This is a genomic window from Micromonospora sp. NPDC051300 (assembly GCF_044455315.1).
GTDB lineage: Bacteria > Actinomycetota > Actinomycetes > Mycobacteriales > Micromonosporaceae > Micromonospora > Micromonospora robiginosa.
On the sequence record NZ_JBITEP010000001.1, the window covers coordinates 427,157 to 443,920 of the forward strand.

Annotated in this window: 18 protein-coding genes and 1 pseudogene; 9 read left to right on the forward strand and 10 right to left on the reverse strand. The window is 72.0% G+C overall.

Annotated features, from left to right (window positions below; genetic code table 11):
* Positions 1-37: 37 nt before the first annotated feature.
* Positions 38-856 (reverse strand): annotated as a pseudogene (locus ACIA5A_RS02120) (EamA family transporter); the annotation flags it as partial.
* A 93-nt stretch (positions 857-949) separates the two neighbouring features.
* Between ACIA5A_RS02120 and ACIA5A_RS02125 the strand changes: the two are divergent.
* The 8 genes from ACIA5A_RS02125 to ACIA5A_RS02160 all read left to right on the forward strand — a co-directional run bounded on the left by ACIA5A_RS02125 (position 950) and on the right by ACIA5A_RS02160 (position 7,692).
* The gene (locus ACIA5A_RS02125) at positions 950-1,468 is read left to right on the forward strand and encodes a MarR family winged helix-turn-helix transcriptional regulator (protein ID WP_396755495.1); all 519 of its coding nucleotides are present in this window, start codon (positions 950-952) and stop codon (positions 1,466-1,468) included.
* 30 nt (positions 1,469-1,498) lie between these two features.
* Positions 1,499-2,251, forward strand: coding sequence for a Type 1 glutamine amidotransferase-like domain-containing protein (locus ACIA5A_RS02130; protein ID WP_396755497.1), 753 nt, complete (start codon positions 1,499-1,501; stop codon positions 2,249-2,251).
* A gap of 20 nt (positions 2,252-2,271) precedes the next feature.
* The gene (ychF, locus tag ACIA5A_RS02135) at positions 2,272-3,357 is read left to right on the forward strand and encodes a redox-regulated ATPase YchF (protein WP_396755499.1); all 1,086 of its coding nucleotides are present in this window, start codon (positions 2,272-2,274) and stop codon (positions 3,355-3,357) included.
* A 48-nt stretch (positions 3,358-3,405) separates the two neighbouring features.
* Complete coding sequence (locus ACIA5A_RS02140) at positions 3,406-3,846, forward strand: hypothetical protein (RefSeq protein WP_396755501.1); 441 nt, start codon at positions 3,406-3,408, stop codon at positions 3,844-3,846.
* Positions 3,847-4,491: 645 nt separating this feature from the next.
* A complete protein-coding gene (locus ACIA5A_RS02145) occupies positions 4,492-5,010 on the forward strand; it encodes a ribbon-helix-helix protein, CopG family (protein WP_396755503.1) in 519 nt (172 codons plus the stop codon).
* Between the two features lie 121 nt (positions 5,011-5,131).
* Positions 5,132-5,932, forward strand: a complete 801-nt coding sequence (locus tag ACIA5A_RS02150; protein ID WP_396755505.1) for a DUF4097 family beta strand repeat-containing protein — start codon at positions 5,132-5,134, stop codon at positions 5,930-5,932.
* Positions 5,933-5,944: 12 nt separating this feature from the next.
* Positions 5,945-6,892 carry an ATP-binding cassette domain-containing protein gene (locus ACIA5A_RS02155; protein ID WP_396755507.1) on the forward strand — a complete coding sequence of 316 codons (948 nt, stop codon included), beginning with the start codon at positions 5,945-5,947 and terminating at the stop codon, positions 6,890-6,892.
* Positions 6,889-7,692: an ABC transporter permease gene (locus ACIA5A_RS02160; protein ID WP_396755509.1), complete on the forward strand. Its 804-nt coding sequence runs from the start codon at positions 6,889-6,891 to the stop codon at positions 7,690-7,692. Before ACIA5A_RS02155 ends, ACIA5A_RS02160 begins: the two co-directional genes overlap by 4 nt.
* 25 nt (positions 7,693-7,717) lie before the next feature.
* On the opposite strand, the gene ACIA5A_RS02165 is transcribed toward ACIA5A_RS02160, so the two are convergent.
* The 5 genes from ACIA5A_RS02165 to ACIA5A_RS02185 are packed head-to-tail and all read right to left on the reverse strand — an operon-like array spanning position 7,718 to position 10,438.
* Entirely contained in the window at positions 7,718-8,212 is a 495-nt protein-coding gene (locus tag ACIA5A_RS02165; RefSeq protein WP_396755511.1) for a GNAT family N-acetyltransferase, read from the reverse strand.
* Between the two features lie 11 nt (positions 8,213-8,223).
* The gene (locus ACIA5A_RS02170; RefSeq protein WP_396755513.1) at positions 8,224-8,955 is read right to left on the reverse strand and encodes a class I SAM-dependent methyltransferase; all 732 of its coding nucleotides are present in this window, start codon (positions 8,953-8,955) and stop codon (positions 8,224-8,226) included.
* 41 nt (positions 8,956-8,996) lie between these two features.
* Positions 8,997-9,713 (reverse strand): vancomycin high temperature exclusion protein, encoded by a 717-nt coding sequence (locus ACIA5A_RS02175; RefSeq protein ID WP_396755515.1) that lies wholly within the window; start codon positions 9,711-9,713, stop codon positions 8,997-8,999.
* Between the two features lie 22 nt (positions 9,714-9,735).
* Positions 9,736-10,098 (reverse strand): PH domain-containing protein, encoded by a 363-nt coding sequence (locus ACIA5A_RS02180; protein WP_181570197.1) that lies wholly within the window; start codon positions 10,096-10,098, stop codon positions 9,736-9,738.
* A 31-nt stretch (positions 10,099-10,129) separates the two neighbouring features.
* On the reverse strand, positions 10,130-10,438 hold the full coding sequence (locus tag ACIA5A_RS02185; protein WP_091071967.1) for a 4a-hydroxytetrahydrobiopterin dehydratase: 309 nt from the start codon (positions 10,436-10,438) through the stop codon (positions 10,130-10,132).
* A 184-nt stretch (positions 10,439-10,622) separates the two neighbouring features.
* On the opposite strand from ACIA5A_RS02185, the gene ACIA5A_RS02190 reads away from it, so the two are divergent.
* Positions 10,623-11,063 (forward strand): (deoxy)nucleoside triphosphate pyrophosphohydrolase, encoded by a 441-nt coding sequence (locus ACIA5A_RS02190; protein WP_396755518.1) that lies wholly within the window; start codon positions 10,623-10,625, stop codon positions 11,061-11,063.
* Between the two features lie 125 nt (positions 11,064-11,188).
* Here the strand turns inward: ACIA5A_RS02190 and ACIA5A_RS02195 are convergent, their stop codons facing one another.
* From ACIA5A_RS02195 to ACIA5A_RS02210, 4 genes are all read right to left on the reverse strand, one after another.
* A complete protein-coding gene (locus ACIA5A_RS02195) occupies positions 11,189-12,259 on the reverse strand; it encodes a succinate dehydrogenase/fumarate reductase iron-sulfur subunit (protein ID WP_396755520.1) in 1,071 nt (356 codons plus the stop codon).
* Entirely contained in the window at positions 12,259-14,172 is a 1,914-nt protein-coding gene (locus ACIA5A_RS02200) for a fumarate reductase/succinate dehydrogenase flavoprotein subunit (protein WP_396755522.1), read from the reverse strand. The genes ACIA5A_RS02195 and ACIA5A_RS02200 overlap by 1 nt, the downstream gene beginning before the upstream one ends.
* Before the next feature lie 10 nt (positions 14,173-14,182).
* On the reverse strand, positions 14,183-14,989 hold the full coding sequence (locus ACIA5A_RS02205; RefSeq protein WP_396755524.1) for a hypothetical protein: 807 nt from the start codon (positions 14,987-14,989) through the stop codon (positions 14,183-14,185).
* A 214-nt stretch (positions 14,990-15,203) separates the two neighbouring features.
* The gene (locus ACIA5A_RS02210) at positions 15,204-16,619 is read right to left on the reverse strand and encodes a TldD/PmbA family protein (RefSeq protein WP_396755837.1); all 1,416 of its coding nucleotides are present in this window, start codon (positions 16,617-16,619) and stop codon (positions 15,204-15,206) included.
* Positions 16,620-16,764: the final 145 nt, after the last annotated feature.

Consider the following 16,764-nt stretch of genomic DNA (forward strand, 5'->3'; position numbering starts at 1 on the left):
GAGTCGGCCGGCCCGGGAGCTGGCCGAGCACCATGGCGGCGACCGCCACCGCGAAACCGGCGAGTTGGAGCGGGCCGAGCGCCTGGCCGAGCACCAGCCAGCCGAGCGCCGCGGCGGTCAGCGGGCTGAGCGCGCCGAGCATCGACACCTGCGCCACCGGCAGCCGGGCCGCGCCCCGGAACCACAGCACGTAGGCCAGCGCGGTGCCGACCAGCCCGAGCCACGCGTACCCGAGCAGGGCCGGCCCGTCCGGCGCGGGCGGCGCGCCCTCGACGGCGGCGGCGACCGGCAGGATCAGCACGCCGCCGGCGACGAGCTGCCAACTCGTGGCCGCGAGCGTGCCCACCCCCGGCGGCCGTCCCCAGCGGCGGGTGAGCACCAGGCCGGTGGCCATGGCCGCGGTGCCGGCGAGGCCGGCGGCGACGCCGAGCGGGTCGAGCCCGGCGTCCGGCCGCAGCACGACGAGCGCGACGCCGGCCGGGGCGGCCACGGCGGCGAACAGGGCCGGTCGGGCCGGCCGGTCCCGGAGCAGGGCCACGGTGAGCACCGCGACGAGCAGCGGCTGGGTGGCGCCGAGCACGGCCGCGGTGCCGCCGGGCAGCCGGTAGGCGGCGAGGAAGAGCAGCGGAAAGAACGCGCCGATGTTGAGCGTGCCGAGCACGGCGGCCCGGGCCCACCAGATGCCGTGCGGGCGCCGGCGGGTCAGGGCCAGCAGCAGCAGGCCGGCCGGCAGGGCGCGGATCGCTCCGGCCCAGAGCGGCCGGTCGGCGGGCAGCAGCTCGGCGGTCACCAGATAGGTGGTGCCCCAGGTGGCGGGCGCGAGCGCGGTGAGCGCGACGTCGGTCCGACGGGTCATTCCGGCCTCTTTCCATGGCACTAAGTATCTTAGCTCTAAGCTACTTGGTGTCGAGTGAAAGCGGAAGGGTGCGGTGCGGCACAATCGACAGCCGTGGCAACGGACGGGGTCGACGCGATCGTCGAGCAGTGGCGCCGGGAACGGGCCGGCATGCGGCCCGAGCCGATGGCGGTCTTCGGTCGCATCTACCGGCTGGCCCGGCTGGTCGGCGACCGCCAGGAGAAGGTGTACGCCGGCTGGGGCATCGGTCGGGGCGAGTTCGACGTGCTCGCCGCGCTGCGCCGCTCCGGCGCGCCGTACACCCTCGCGCCGAAGGCGCTCACCGCCACGCTGATGCTCACCTCCGGCGGGATGACCGGCCGGCTCGACCGGCTGGAGCGCGCCGGGCTGGTGCGCCGCGCCCCCGACCCGGCCGACCGGCGGGCACTGCGGGTCAGCCTCACCGACGCCGGCCGCCGGGTGGTGGAGGAGTCCGCGGAGGCCGGGCTGGAGGTGCAGCGCCGGATCCTCGACGCGTTGCCGGCCGCCGACCAGGACCGGCTGGCCGACCTCTTACGGACGCTGCTCGCCGCCGCCGAGGCGGCGGAACCGGCCCCGGACGGGGCACAATGATCACGACCGCCACCGGCCGGAAGGATCTCCATGCCCGCCTCTGAACCGACTATCGTCGCCACCAGCATGGGCTACTTCAGCCGGCGGCGGGGCCCGTGGGACGCCCGGCCCAGCCAGCTCTTCGACCACATGGCCGAGCTGGCGCAGGCCGGCGACGCGCCGAAGGTCTGCTACCTCGGCCAGGCCGTCGGTGACCAGCCCACCGGCCTCACCGTGTTCTACGGCGCGTTCGCGAACACCCGGTACCGCGCGTCGCACCTGGCGCTCTTCCCGATGCCGAACGTCGACGACATCCGCGCCCACCTGCTCGCCCAGGACATCGTATGGGTCGGCGGCGGCAGCGTGGCGAACCTGTGCGCGGTGTGGCGGGTACACGGCCTGCCGGAGATCCTGCACGAGTGCTGGCAGGCCGGCGTGGTGCTCGGCGGCGTCTCCGCCGGTTCGATCTGCTGGCACACCGGCGGCGCCACCGACAGTTACGGCCCGGAGCTGCGGGCCTTCACCGACGGGCTGGGCTGGCTCCCGTACGGCAACGGCGTGCACTACGACAGCGAGGAGCAGCGCCGGCCGCTGATGCACCGGCTGGTCGCCGACGGGACGCTGCCGACCAGCCACTGCACCGACGACGGCGTCGGGTTGATCTACCGGGGCACCCGGCTTGCCGAGGCGGTGGCCGACCGGCCCGACGTGGCCGCGTACGAGCTGGTGCGCGCCGACGACGGCACGGTGCGGGAGACCCGGATCGAGCCCCGGCTGCTGCCCGCCGGGCCAGACGGCCGGTAGACCGCGTAAGCTGGCTCGTCGTGAGTCTCACCATCGGCATCGTCGGCCTGCCCAACGTGGGCAAGAGCACCCTGTTCAACGCGCTGACCAAGAACGACGTGCTCGCCGCGAACTACCCGTTCGCCACCATCGAGCCGAACGTCGGCGTGGTCGGGCTCCCCGACGAGCGGCTCGGCAAGCTGGCCGAGATCTTCTCCTCGCAGAAGGTGCTTCCGGCGCCGGTCTCGTTCGTCGACATCGCCGGCCTGGTCCGGGGCGCCTCCAAGGGGCAGGGCCGGGGCAACGCGTTCCTGGCCAACATCCGCGACGCCTCGGCGATCTGCCAGGTGGTGCGCGCCTTCTCCGACCCGAACGTGGTGCACGTCGACGGCAAGGTCTCCCCGGCCGACGACATCGAGACGATCAACACCGAGCTGATCCTGGCCGACCTCCAGACGCTGGAGAAGGCGCTGCCCCGGCTGGAGAAGGAGGCCAAGCTCCGTAAGGACCGGGCCGCCGCGGTCGAGGCCGCGAAGAAGGCCGCCGAGGTGCTCGACCAGGGCGTCACGCTGTACGCGGGCGCCGCCGCCGCCAAGGTCGAGCTGGAACACCTGCGTGAGCTGCACCTGCTCACCACCAAGCCGTTCCTCTACGTCTTCAACGTCGACGAGGCCGAGCTGGGCAACGCCGAGTTCCTGGACGAGCTGCGCGGCCTGGTCGCGCCCGCCGAGGCGGTCTTCATGGACGCCAAGATCGAGTCCGAGCTGGTGGACCTGCCCGAGGACGAGGCCCGCGAGCTGCTGGAGTCGATCGGGCAGTCCGAGCCGGGGCTGAACCAGCTGGTCCGGGTGGGCTTCCGGACGCTCGGGCTCCAGACGTACCTCACCGCCGGCCCCAAGGAGGCGCGGGCCTGGACCGTCCCGGTCGGGGCGACCGCGCCGGAGGCCGCCGGGGTGATCCACAGCGACTTCCAGCGCGGCTTCATCAAGGCCGAGGTGGTCTCCTACGACGACCTGGTCACGGCCGGATCGATGGCGGCGGCGAAGGCCGCCGGCAGGGTTCGGATCGAGGGCAAGGAGTACGTCATGCAGGACGGCGACGTGGTGGAGTTCCGCTTCAACGTCTGAGCCCGGCCCATTTCCGCATTCCTGCGAGCCGCCGCTAGCGTGTGCTCCGTGAATCTCACGATCGACGAGCGCAGCCGCCAGGTACGGGATTTCCACTGCCCGTGCTGCGACGCGCAGGCGAACCGCACCTGGGCCAATGTGTACGACGGTGACACCGCGCTGGCCGTCTACTTCGCGAGCTGCTACCACCACGGCGGGGTTCACGAGGTCTGGATCGATGCCATCCTGGGAAGTTGGGGCCACGATCGCTTCGACGACCACCTCACCTTCGGCTGCCGGGTCGGCCCGGTGACCGGCTCTCCGGTGCCCGCCGCGACGCTCGTCAACGGTGGCGAGGTCGCCGGCGACAACCCGATCTTCGGTCGCAAGCTCAGCCGGGAAGAGGGGCTGGGTCACCCTCGGCTCGCCGAGTTCTGGCACGTCGTCGACCTGGTCCTGGAGCAGGACGACCTCGTGCACCGGCACCTGTACGGGCCGGTGGCGGAGTAGCCACGCGATCAGCTCTTGCGGCCTGGCACCAGCCTGGTCAGCTCAATCGTGATCGGGAACGGCGCCGCTGTGTGTAGCTCGTGTCGATGGATCCCGGTCGGCACGTACGAGCGAGTGGGCTCGTCCATCTCGTACGCGTAAACCACCGGTGAACCGTCCTCGTCCTCGACCCGCCAATAGTTGGCGTAGGGAGATCCTGGACCGGCATGCCAGCACCGGAGAGGTCGGCGGTGGTCGTTACTTCTGGTGTGCGGATCAGGTGATCGTGCCCGAGGCCGGTGTCGCTGCCATGGTGGCCGCCGTCGACGAGTTGATCCGGTCCGGCGACATCGAGCTGGTGTGCGGCCGGGTCGGCGAGGAGTCCTAGGCGGTCCGGGGCCGAACGGAGATCTTGGTACGAACGCGCCCTCCCGGGGGCCGGTGCGTACCAAGATCTGCTGAGTCGTTGTCGACATCAGGTCGACAGGCGCACCGACGGCGAGCCCGCGCCGGCCTTACTCCAGCGAAAGAGGCGGATGGCATCACGGTGGCGGCGGGCCATAACTCCTGCTGAGGCAGGATCTATGCAAGATGCCGCCGCAACTTGGTGCCATGGTGATGCCAAAGAGGCTTGCGGTGGTGCCAGAGGTGTGCCAGAGTAGTGCCATGGACTTGACCTCGTATGTGAGCAACCTCGGGCGGGAGTTCGCCGCGCTCGCCGAAGCTGGCGGTGAAGAATCACGTGCGCTGGTCGAGCGCCTGACCGGGCCGCTGGAATCGGCGATCCGGATGACCCTGCTGGACGCACTGTCGGCAGCCGCCGACGAGATCACCCGCGAGATGGCCCCCGGCTCGGTGGAGCTGCGCCTGCGCGGTCGCGACCCGGACTTCGTCGTCGCGGTGCCGACCGCCGAGCCGTCCCACGCCGCGCCCGAGGCGGCCACCGCGCCGGACGTCGACCTGCCGGTCACCGAGGACGGCCCGGTCGCCCGGATCAACGTCCGCATGCCCGAGCAGCTCAAGGCCGCGGTCGAGGAGGCCGCCGCCGCCGAGGGGCGGTCGGTGAACGCCTGGCTGGTCCGGGCCGCCGCCGCCGGCCTGCGCGGCGGCGACCGGGAGCCTCGTCCCGACCCGCCGCACGTCGGCAAGCGGTCCCAGCAGCGGTTCACCGGCTGGGTGCACTGACCGCACCCCGCCGCGCCACTCTTCCTCTCCCGTCCCCCTGACCTGCGGGGACGACCCACCCACCCGAGATGCGGGGACAACCATGCCTGTTTTCGACACTCCCGAATCGATCACCGTCACGATGGAGCTCGGCGTCGCCTCGGTGCGGATCGCGGCGAGCGACCGCGCCGACACCGTGGTCGAGGTCCGCCCGAGCAACGCCGACGACGAGTCCGACGTGCAGGCCGCGGCGCAGGTACGCGTCGACTTCACCGACGGCACGCTCCAGGTCACCGGCCCGAGGCGCGCCTTCGACTTCTCGAAGAAGACCCGGTCGGTGGAGGTCACCGTCGAGCTGCCGAGCGACTCCCGGCTCTCCGCGCACCTGCTGATGGGTGACGTCAGCGCCGCCGGCCGGCTCGGTGAGACCCGGGTCAAGACCACAGGCAACGTCCGGTTGGCGCAGACCGGACCGCTGCGCCTGCACACCGGCGTCGGCCGGGTGACCGTCGACGGTGTCACCGGCGACGCGGAGATCTCCACCGGCTCCGGCACCGTCCAGGTCGGCCGGGTCGAGGGTGCCCTGGCGGTCAAGAACTCCAACGGCGACACCACGATCGACACGGCCACCGGCGACGTGCGGGTACGCAACGCCAACGGCGCCATCGAGGTGGCGCGCGCCGGCGCGGGCGTCGACGCCAAGACCTCCAACGGCGGCATCCGGATCGCCGAGGTGGTGCGTGGCGCCGTCGTGCTCGGCACGGCGATGGGCGACCTGGACATCGGCGTCGCCCAGGGCACCGCCGCCTGGCTGGAGGTCAACACCGGCTTCGGCCAGGTGCGCAACCTGCTGGAGAGCACCGCCCGGCCCGACGGCGCCGAGCGGACCGTCGAGGTGCGCGGCCGCACCTCCTACGGCGACATCACCGTCCGCCGGTCCTGAGGGAGAGCGACCATGACCACGAACCAGATCGCCGTCACCGGGCTCCGGAAGTCGTTCGGCGACCACGTCGTGCTCGACGGCATCGACCTGCGCGTACCCGAGGGGACGGTCTTCTCGCTGCTCGGCGCGAACGGCGCGGGAAAGACCACCACCGTGCGGATCCTCTCCACCCTGCTCGCCGCCGACGCGGGTGAGGTCCGGGTCGCCGGGCACGACCTGGCCCGGGAGCCGGACGCGGTCCGCGCCGCTATCGGCGTCACCGGGCAGTTCTCCGCGGTGGACAAGCTGCTCACCGGCGCGGAGAACCTGCGGCTGATGGCGGACCTGCACCACCTGCCCCGGGAGGAGGGCCGGCGGCGCACGTCCGGGCTGCTCGAACGGTTCGGCCTCACCGAGGCGGCCGGCAAGCCGGCATCCACCTACTCGGGCGGCATGCTGCGGCGGCTGGACCTGGCGATGACCCTGGTCGGCAACCCACGCGTGATCTTCCTGGACGAGCCGACCACCGGGCTCGACCCGCGCAGCCGCCGCGACATGTGGCAGATCGTCCGCGACCTGGTGGCCGGTGGCATCACCATCTTCCTCACCACCCAGTACCTGGAGGAGGCGGACGAGCTGGCCGACCGGATCGCGGTCCTGGACCGCGGCCGGGTCGTCGCCGAGGGCACGCCCGAGGAGTTGAAGCGCCGCGTCCCCGGCGGGCACGTCCGGTTGCGGTTCGCCGACCCGCGGGCTCTCGACGCGGCGGTACGGGTGCTCGACCGGGCCACCCGCGACGGCGACGCGCTCGCCCTGCGGGTGCCGGGCGACGGCAGCCTGCGCTCGTTGCGGGCGCTGATCGGCCGGCTCGACGACCGGGGCGTCGAGGTCGACGAGTTGTCCGTGCACACCCCCGACCTGGACGACGTCTTCCTCGCCCTCACCGGCGGCCCCACCGACCGGAAGGTGACCACGCCATGACCGTCTCCGCCCACGCCGACCTGCGCTTCCACCCGCTGCGCGACTCGGTGACGATGCTGCGCCGCAACCTGAAGCGCATGCTGCGCTACCCGTCGATGACCGTGATGCTGGTCGGGATGCCGGTGGTGTTCCTGCTGCTCTTCGTCTACGTGCTGGGCGGCACGCTGGGTGCCGGGTTGGCCAGCGGCGGCGGGCGCGCCGAGTACGCCAACTACGTGGCGCCGGCGATCATCCTGATGACCGTGGCGGCCACCGTCCAGGGGACCGCGATCTCGATCGCCATGGACATGACCGAGGGCATCATCGCCCGGTTCCGCACCATGCACATCGCCCGGGTGTCGGTGCTGACCGGGCACGTGCTCGGCAGCATGATCCAGGCGGCGATCAGCCTGGCCGTGGTGATCGGGGTGGCGCTGCTGGTCGGCTTCCGGCCCACCGCCGGGCCGGCCGGCTGGCTGGGCGCCGTCGGCCTGCTCGCCGCCGTGACGTTCGCGCTGGTCTGGCTGGCCGTCGCGCTCGGCCAGGTGAGCGAGAGCGTGGAGACCGCGAGCAACCTGCCGATGCCGCTGATTCTGCTGCCGTTCCTCGGCAGCGGCTTCGTGCCCACCGACTCGATGCCCGCCGGCCTGCGCTGGTTCGCCGAGTACCAGCCGTTCACGCCGATCATCGAGAGCCTGCGAGCCCTGCTGATGGCGGAGCCGCTCGGCGACGACGGCTGGATCGCGCTCGGCTGGTGCGCGGCGATCGCGCTCGGCGGGTACCTCTGGTCCCGGCGGTTGTTCAACCGCGAGTCGCGCTGAACCCGGTGTGCGCCCCCGGTCCGCGTCAGCGGAGCCGGGGGCTGCGCCGTTCGATGAGCGTGACGTCCCGCCAGACGCCGTGGTGGCGCCCGATCCGCTCCCGGGTGCCGACGACCCGGAACCCGCGCGTCGCGTGCAGGGCCAGGCTCGCGGTGTTCTCCGGGAACACGCCGGACTGGATCGTCCAGACGCCGGCCGCCTCGGTCGACTCGATCAACGCGTCCAGCAGCGCCCCGCCGACGCCGCGTCCCCGCGCCTCGGGGTGCACGTAGACGGAGTGCTCGACCACACCGGCATAGACGCAGCGGTCGGAGACCGCCGAGCAGGCCACCCAGCCGAGCACCCGCCGCGCCGGGTCCAGCGCCACCCACCGGTGGCCGGGCAGCCGACCGGCGGTGAACCGGCCCCAGCCGGGCGGCTCGGTCTCGAACGTGGCGTGCCCCTCGTCGATGCCGAGGCGGTAGATCTCCAACACGGCGTCGGCGTGCGTGTCGTCCATCGCGGCAATGGTCACGGTCATCGCCGGGAACGCTACCCGAGGCGGTAGACGGAGATGTGCGTTCGGCTGTCCGCGTCGAACGGCGTCCGGTCCCAGTCGGCGTACCGCTCGGCGAGGCGCAGGCCGGCCCGCTCCGCCATCTCGTCGATCTGCTCCGGCCAGGCGTAGCGCATGGCGAACGGGTGCAGGTGCACGCCGTCGGCGTCGAACGTGATCGTCTGCCGCACGAACGTCTGCGCCGTCCGGTCGTACCGGTGCATGCGGATGGTCGCGGAGTCCTCGGTCACCTCACGGACCTGGACCTGCTCGTCCCGGTCGAAGCTCGCGGGGTCCGGCACGAACGTCTCGATCACGAATGCGCCGCCGGGGGCGAGCACCCGGGCGACGTTGCGGAAGCACGCCGCCTGGCGCTCCGCGTCGACCAGGTTGAACAGCGTGTTGAACACCAGGAAGACCAGACGGTACGGCCCGGACACCGGAACGTCCGCCATGTCGCCGATGGTGACAGGCATCCGTTCGCCGCCCGGTTTGGCGCGCAGCTTCGCCACCATCTCCGGGGACGCCTCCACGCCCTCCACGGTCAGCCCGCGGGCGGCCAGCGGCAGGGCCACCCGGCCGGTCCCGACGGCCAGTTCGAGCGCCGGGCCGCCGTCGGCCAGGGGCGCGAGGAAGTCGACCGCCGGTGCGGGGTCGGGATTGCCAGGGCTGTCGTAGGTCGCGGCCCAGAGCCGGCCGAAGTGGCCGGGATCGTCGAAGACTGACATCACGCCAGCAGACCAGCGACAGTCCCCGGTGGACAACCGGATTACCGTGCCCGCAGGGCGTCGTCCACAGCGGTCTCGTGGCGGCCGAGGTGCACCGGGTCACGTCCGGAGAGCACGTCCACCGCCGCCTTCACGCCGGCGCCGTACTCCCGGGTGCTGCTGATCCGCCACTGTCGGGCGAACCGGCGGACGGTGTCGTCACCGACGCCGTTGGTCTCGATGCCCAGTTCCCGGCAGAGCGCCACCGCGCGCGGCAGGTGGAACGACTGGGTGACCACGGTGGCCCGCCGCACACCGAAGATGCGCCGGGCGCGGGCGCACGAGTCGTAGGTGTCGAAGCCGGCGTGGTCGAGCACCACCTTCTCCGTCGGCACGCCCCGCTCGACCAGCCACCGGCGCATCGCGTCCGGCTCGTCGTAGTCCCAGTCCATGTGGTCGCCGGAGACCAGCACCACCTCGACCTTGCCGGCGGCGAACAACTGCCTGGCGATCTCCAGCCGGGCGGCCAGGAACGGCGACGGCGTGCCGTCGCCCTCCACCTGGGCGCCGAGCACCAGCGCCACCGGCGCGTCCGGCACGTCGGCGACGGTGAACACGTGCCCGCGGGCGTCGCCGCGGATCCAGACCGCGCTCGCCACGGTCACCACGGCCAGCAGCACCACGCCGGCCGCGGCGACCAGGACGAGCCGGCGGAGCAGGCGTACGGCCCGCCGGTGCTCGGCGCGCCAGGCGCGCCCGCGTGCGATCAACCCCCGCATGGCGGCGATTGTGTCAGGCCGGTCAGGAGATGTGGTGCAGGATCACGTTGTGCACGTGGTGGCTCTTGTCGGCGCCCCGGAACTCCACCTCGTAGCTGTGCGTGCCGACGTGCACGGCGATCGCCCCGGTGGAGAAGAACGAGCCGCCCCAGGACTTGTTGCTCACCACGCTCACGCTGGTGATCTTCGAGTACGGGATGCTCGTGATGGCGTACTTCTTGCCGACGAACGAGCGGTCCTGGACGATCACCCGCCGGTCGGTGAGGCCGATGAAGCCGGTGCCGGTGCCGATCGCGTCGTAGACGGCGATGATCTGCTCACCGGGCAGCAGGCCGCTCTGGATCTGCTGGAACTGTTCCTTGCGGTCGTACGTCGGGCCAGACATGACCTCGACGGTAGGACAGTGGCGCCAGCGCTCAGTGCTCGGTGACCGCCCGGACCGCGTCCTCGATGCGCGCCGCGAGCAGCACCTCACCCTCGGTGAGTGGCTCGCCGTCGTCGTGGCCCAGCCGGATCTGCGTCCGGTCGGCCCGCCGGCTGATCTCGGGGCGCAGCCGTAGCGCGTCGGCCACCACGGCCACCCGCTCGGTGAGCGCGGCGTGCTGGGTGTCGTCGAGCACCAGCGTGCGGCGGATCTGCTCACCCTCGCGCGTCCACCCGGACAGCAGAGCGAGCGCGTCGCTGAGGTAGTCGTGCTTCGCCCGGCTGCTGAACAGCACGCGCATCACCGCACCTCCCAGGCGTCGTTGCCGGCTTGTGGCCAAATCGTCGCCATCCCGTGTCCCAGTCGACGCCCTCTAGTCTGTCGTCGCACAGAAGGTGTGTCCACGCCCACACTTCCGTGTTCTGCTGGCCTGATGGCCGACTCAGTTACCCGAACCGCCGATTGATCTGGCACGCTGGTGGCCCGTGCGGACCGAACGGTTTAGCGGGAGTGGGCAGGCCGACCGGCGCGAGCCGAAGGTGGTCGTCGGAGCGGCGATCATCGTGGGCGGGCGGGTCCTGGCCTGCGAACGCTCCGCGCCCCCGGAGGTGGCGGGGCGCTGGGAGTTCCCCGGCGGCAAGGTCGAGCCGGGGGAGACCGAGCCCGACGCGCTGGCCCGCGAGTGCGCCGAGGAACTGGGCGTCCGCGTGGCGATCGGCGACCGGGTCGGCCGGGACGTACGGATGGCCCACGGTCGGTCCGTCCTGCGGGTCTACGCGGCCCGCCTGCTCCACGGCGACCAGCCGACCGCCCTGGAACACGGCGACCTGCGCTGGCTCTCCGCGACCGAGCTGGACAGCGTCGACTGGCTGCCGGCCGACGTGCCGATCGTCGCCGCGCTGCGCCCGCTGCTCGCCGACTCCTGAGCCGGGCCGGTCCGGCTCCGCGCCCCCACGCCGCGCCGGGCCGACGCCGAACCGGACGACGGGTCGGAAACGGGACGGGGGCCGGCGGCGTGTGCCGCTGGCCCCCGTCATCGTCGTGCCGCTGCTCAGTGCTTCGGCTCGTCCTGCTGCGGGTGGGCGAAGTTGAGGTGCTCGGCCGGCAGCGGGAACTCCACGTCGTCGCCGAACGGCGACGGCGCGGCGGCCCGGTCGAAGGTCAGCTCGGTCAGCGGCAGCTTGCCGCTGGCGTCGACCGCCGGCGCCGTCGGGTGCGGCACCTCGCGCTGCCAGTTGACGCCCTGCTGGGCCTGGCGCTCGGCGCCGCTGTCGTGCGAGCCGCCGGCGTGCGAGTGCACCCCGGCGTGGGCCGCGCCGCTGGTCACCGCACCGCTGGAATGCCCGCTGGTCGCGCTGGTCTGAGGCACCTGACCCCTCCGGAAGATCTTGTTACCGAGCCACACAAGGGGATCGTACCTGCGGTCGACGACCCGCTCCTTCATGGGGATGATCCCGTTGTCGGTGATCTTGATGTGCTCGGGACAGACCTCGGTGCAGCACTTGGTGATGTTGCAGAAGCCGAGCCCCATCTCGGACTGCGCGTACTCCTTGCGGTCGGTGCGCGCGTCGAGCGGGTGCATGTCCAGCTCCGACGCCCGGATGAAGAACCGGGGACCGGAGAACGCCGGCTTGTTCTCGTCGTGGTCACGGATCACGTGGCAGACGTTCTGGCACAGGAAGCACTCGATGCACTTGCGGAACTCCTGCGACCGCTCCACGTCGATCTGCTGCATCCGGTAGTCGCCGGGCGCCACGTCGGCCGGCGGCGCGAACGCCGGGGTCTCCCGGGCCTTCTCGTAGTTGAACGAGACGTCGGTGACCAGGTCCCGGATCACCGGGAAGGTGCGCAGCGGGGTGACCGTGACGGTCTCCGCCTCCTCGAACGTCGACATCCGCGTCATGCAGCCCAGCCGCGGCTTGCCGTTGATCTCCATGGAGCAGGAGCCGCACTTGCCGGCCTTGCAGTTCCACCGGCACGCCAGGTCCGGCGCCTCGGTGGCCTGGAGGCGGTGGATGACGTCGAGGACGACCTCGCCCTCGTTCACCTCGACCGTGTAGTCCTGCAGGTCGCCGCCGGTCTCGTCGCCCCGCCAGATGCGGAACTGCCGCTTGCTTCCCATCAGTTGCTCGCCTCCTCGGTGAGGGCGTCGAACTCGGCGAGCTCCTCGTCGGTCAGGTACTTGGACAGCTCGGTCCGGTCGAAGAGCCCGATCAGCTCCGGGCGCATCGTCGGCAACGGCTTGTGGGTCAGCCGGACGGCGTCGCCGTCGAGCGCGCAGACCAGGTTGACCCGCCGCCACGTCGGGTCCATCGCCGGGTAGTCCTCCCGGGTGTGCCCGCCGCGCGACTCCTGCCGCTCCAGCGCCGCCTTCGCGGTGCACTCCGAGACCACAAGCATGTTGCGCAGGTCGAGCGCCAGGTGCCAGCCCGGGTTGTAGCGCCGTCCGCCCACCGCGCTCACCTTCGCCACCCGCTCCCGCAACTCGGCCAGCCGGCCGAGCGCGTCGGCCAGCTCGCCCTCCCGGCGGATGATCCCGACCAGGTCCCCCATCACCACCTGGAGGTCCTGCTGGAGCTGGTAGGGGCTCTCCCCGGTGTCGCGCTGCAACGGCGCCAGCGCCGTCTCCACCGCGGCCTCCACCGCCGCCACCGACACCGCCGGGCGCCCGCCGAGCTGATCGGTGTACGTCGCGGCGTGGCCGCCCGCCCGCTTGCCGAAGACCAGCAGGTCGGACAGGGAGTTGCCGCCGAGCCGGTTGGAGCCGTGCATGCCGCCGGAGACCTCGCCCGCGGCGAACAGCCCGCGGACCGTGCCCGCCGCCGCGCCGGTGTCCGGGTCCACCTCGACGCCGCCCATCACGTAGTGACAGGTCGGGCCGACCTCCATCGGCTCCTTGGTGATGTCGACGTCGGCCAGCTCCTTGAACTGGTGGTACATCGAGGGCAGCCGGCGACGGATCTCCTCCGCCGACCTCCGGGACGCGATGTCCAGGTAGACGCCGCCGGCCGGCGTACCCCGACCGGCCTTGACCTCGCTGTTGATCGCCCGGGCGACCTCGTCGCGGGGCAGCAGCTCCGGCGGACGCCTGTTGTTGTCCGGGTCGGTGTACCAGCGGTCCGCCTCCTCCTCCGTCTCCGCGTACTGCTTGCGGAAGACGTCGGGGACGTAGTCGAACATGAACCGCTTGCCGTCGGAGTTCTTCAGCACGCCGCCGTCGCCGCGCACCGACTCGGTGACCAGGATGCCCTTCACCGAGGGCGGCCAGACCATGCCGGTCGGGTGGAACTGGAGGAACTCCATGTTGATCAGCGTGGCCCCGGCGCGCAGCGCCAGCGCGTGACCGTCCCCGGTGTACTCCCAGGAGTTCGAGGTGACCTTGTAGGACCGGCCGACGCCGCCGGTGGCCAGCACCACGGCCGGCGCTTCGAAGAGGATGAACTCGCCGGACTCCCGGTAGTAGCCGAACGCCCCGGCCACCCGGTCGCCGTCCAGCAGCAGCTCGGTGATCGTGGTCTCGGAGAACACCCGGATCCGCGCGTCGTAGCTGCCGAACTCGCGCTTGTCCTCCTGCTGGAGGGAGACGATCTTCTGCTGGAGCGTGCGGATCAGCTCCAGGCCGGTCCGGTCGCCGACGTGCGCCAGGCGCGGGTACTCGTGGCCACCGAAGTTGCGCTGCGAGATCTTGCCGTCCTTGGTCCGGTCGAAGAGCGCGCCGTACGTCTCCAGCTCCCAGATCCGCTGCGGCGACTCCTTCGCGTGCAGCTCGGCCATCCGGAAGTTGTTGAGGAACTTGCCGCCGCGCATGGTGTCCCGGAAGTGCACCTGCCAGTTGTCCCGCGAGTTCACGTTGCCCATCGCGGCCGCGGCCCCACCCTCGGCCATCACCGTGTGCGCCTTGCCGAACAGCGACTTCGAGATGATCGCGGTCTTCTTGCCGGCCAGCCGGGCCTCGATCGCCGCGCGCAGGCCGGCGCCACCGGCCCCGATCACGACGACGTCGTAGTGGTGTCGTTCGATTCGAGTCTCAGTCATGTCCAGGCCCTCAGTTGATGAACCGCAGGTCGTTGAACCAGCCGGCGGCCACCGCCATCACGTAGAAGTCGGTGAACGCCAGGGTGCCCAGGGTGATCCAGGCGAGCTGCATGTGCCGGACGTTCAGCCAGGACACCCCGGTCCACGCCTTGTACCGCACCGGATGCTTGGAGAAGTGCTTCAGCCGGCCGCCGATGATGTGCCGGCAGGAGTGGCAGGAGATCGTGTACGCCCAGAGCATCACCACGTTGACCAGCAGGACGATGTTGCCCAGGCCGAAGCCGAAGCCCTCGGGGGAGTGGAAGGCGAGGACGGCGTCCCAGGTGTTGATCAGCGAGATGATCGCGGCGGCGTAGAAGAAGTAGCGGTGCAGGTTCTGCCCGAGCAGCGGGAACCGGGTCTCCCCGCTGTAGGTCTGGTGCCCGTCCGGCACCGCGCAGGCCGGCGGCGACAGCCAGAACGACCGGTAGTAGGCCTTGCGGTAGTAGTAGCAGGTCAGCCGGAACAGCAGCAGGAACGGCAGGGTCAGCGCCGCGTCCGGGATGATCCACCAGCCGGGCAGGAAGCTGCCGAAGTGCGAGGAGCCCTCCACGCACCGCTCGGTCACACAGGGGGAGTAGAACGGCGTCAGGTAGTGGTATTGGTCGACCCAGTACCACTTGTGCATGAACACCCGGACGGTCGCGTAGATGACCCAGGCGCTGAGCCCGACCACGGTCACCAGCGGCGCGAGCCACCAGCGGTCGGTCCGCAACGTCTTCGCCGCGATCGCGGCACGCGCCCGCGCTCCCCGCGGCCTCGTCGCCGTTGATGTCATTCGAGTCTCCCTGACGTCACTGCCCCGTCATTGCGCACGCACGACCACGCCGCGAACCGGCGCGGCTAAGTGACACACGTTACGCCGATCTTCACGGCCCGGCCGCGCAACGCAGTGTCCCGTGTGTCCCGCCTGTTGGAAAGACCCGGATCATGATCAATATGCGTGGCGTCGCGCGTGGCGCGCCCACCGGTCACCGGCGCGGGCCGACCGGTCAGCCGGACGCGCCGCCGGTGAAGTTCCACGAGGACAGTCGCACCGCCGGCGCCTCCCACCAGGCCCCGTCGGACCGGTCCGGCTGACGCACCGGCGACCGGCCCAGGCCGAGCACCCGCCCCGGGCCCAACGCGCGCGGATAGGACTCGGTGAACCGGAAGTCGCGCACCGCCCGGACGGGCACCCCGTCCTCGATCAGCCAGACGCCGTTGCGGGTCAGCCCGGTGACCACCAACTGCTTCGGATCCAGCACCCGCGTGTACCAGAAGTCGCTGACCAGCAGCCCCCGCCGCACACCGGCGACCAGGGCCGCCGTGTCGGGGTCACCGACCGCCCCGGTCACCCCCGCGGCCGGACCGCCGCCGGTCGCGCCCGCCACCCCGTCCGCCGGCAGCAGACGCAGGTTGTGCGGGATCGGGCCGAAGGTCGACCCGCCGGGCATGCCGTGCCCGGTCGATCCCGTGCCCGCCTCCGCGCCGCTGCGCCTGTCGTACGCCAACGCGCCGGTGGTGCCGGCCGTCACCAGCGGCAGCGCCCGCCGGGGCGTGCCCTCCAGGTCGAACGGCAGCGTCGACGCGTGCAACGGGTCGTCAACAAGCGTCACCGCCGGATCGAACTGGGCCGTGCCCGGCTCGGCGAAGGCCAGGCGTTCGGCGTGCCGCTTGCCGTTGAAGCCGTACCAGGCGAGGTTCTGCAGCAGGTCGGCCACGGCGGCCGGTTCGAGCACCACCTCGTAGCGCCCCGGCGGCAGCTCCACCGGGTCGGCGGCGGCGCGCGCCTTGGCCGCCGCGCGGGCGCCGAGCACGGCACCGTCCAGGTCGGCGAGGCGGTCGGCGCAGAGCCGGGCGACCCCGTCCGCGCCGCCGGCCCGGGCGATGCCGTCCATCGCCGCCTCGGCGGCGCGCCCCACCGCCGACTGGCCGGCCGAGTTGACGAACGCGCCGGACCGGTAGGACGTGCGGCAGTAACCGGCCGCCTCCAAACCCTCGACCGCCTCCACGAACGCGCGCACCCGGGCGGCCCGCTCGTCGGGCGACGCGAACGCGGTCGACTCGTCCACGCCCCGGCCGGACGGCACCGGAACCGGCGCGGTAAGCCCCGGCCAGGCCGGGTCCGGCGGGACCAGCCGGGCCGCCGCCCGGGTCCGCTCGACGAGCGCGGCCAGCCCGTCCGGATCGACCCGGCTGCCGCCACCCGCGGCGGTCCGGCCGTCCACGTGCAGCCGAAGCTGCACGGCGGTGCCGGTCTCGGCCACGTTCTGGTGGACGAACGAGTTGGCGAACCGGGTGAGGGCCAGGTCGGTGCGGGTCACCAGCACCTCCGCCTCGGCGGTCGGCCCGGCCACCCGCCGGACCAGCTCCACGACCTGGGCGGCAAGATCCCGTTCTTCGCTCATGCCGTGCTGGCCGGGCATGCGCTCACGGCCCTCGCTGCGCTCGGTGCGTTCGCTCATGCCGTGCCGGCCGGGCATGCGCTCACGGCCCTCGCTGCGCTCGGTGCGTTCGCTCATGCCGTGCCGGCCGGGCATGCGCTCACGGCCCTCGCTGCGCTCGGTGCGT

Bases quoted from the DNA above. Each gene is read 5' to 3' on its own strand.
- ACIA5A_RS02130 (WP_396755497.1), top strand. From the start codon at position 1,499: ATGCCCGCCTCTGAACCGACTATCGTCGCCACCAGCATGGGCTACTTC.
- ACIA5A_RS02145 (WP_396755503.1), top strand. From the start codon at position 4,492: ATGGACTTGACCTCGTATGTGAGCAACCTCGGGCGGGAGTTCGCCGCG.
- ACIA5A_RS02150 (WP_396755505.1), top strand. From the start codon at position 5,132: ATGGAGCTCGGCGTCGCCTCGGTGCGGATCGCGGCGAGCGACCGCGCC.
- ACIA5A_RS02155 (WP_396755507.1), top strand. From the start codon at position 5,945: ATGACCACGAACCAGATCGCCGTCACCGGGCTCCGGAAGTCGTTCGGC.
- ACIA5A_RS02160 (WP_396755509.1), top strand. From the start codon at position 6,889: ATGACCGTCTCCGCCCACGCCGACCTGCGCTTCCACCCGCTGCGCGAC.
- ACIA5A_RS02165 (WP_396755511.1), bottom strand. From the start codon at position 8,212: ATGACCGTGACCATTGCCGCGATGGACGACACGCACGCCGACGCCGTG.
- ACIA5A_RS02170 (WP_396755513.1), bottom strand. From the start codon at position 8,955: ATGTCAGTCTTCGACGATCCCGGCCACTTCGGCCGGCTCTGGGCCGCG.
- ACIA5A_RS02175 (WP_396755515.1), bottom strand. From the start codon at position 9,713: ATGCGGGGGTTGATCGCACGCGGGCGCGCCTGGCGCGCCGAGCACCGG.
- ACIA5A_RS02180 (WP_181570197.1), bottom strand. From the start codon at position 10,098: ATGTCTGGCCCGACGTACGACCGCAAGGAACAGTTCCAGCAGATCCAG.
- ACIA5A_RS02185 (WP_091071967.1), bottom strand. From the start codon at position 10,438: ATGCGCGTGCTGTTCAGCAGCCGGGCGAAGCACGACTACCTCAGCGAC.
- ACIA5A_RS02195 (WP_396755520.1), bottom strand. From the start codon at position 12,259: ATGGGAAGCAAGCGGCAGTTCCGCATCTGGCGGGGCGACGAGACCGGC.
- ACIA5A_RS02200 (WP_396755522.1), bottom strand. From the start codon at position 14,172: ATGACTGAGACTCGAATCGAACGACACCACTACGACGTCGTCGTGATC.
- ACIA5A_RS02205 (WP_396755524.1), bottom strand. From the start codon at position 14,989: ATGACATCAACGGCGACGAGGCCGCGGGGAGCGCGGGCGCGTGCCGCG.
- ACIA5A_RS02210 (WP_396755837.1), bottom strand. From the start codon at position 16,619: ATGCCCGGCCAGCACGGCATGAGCGAAGAACGGGATCTTGCCGCCCAG.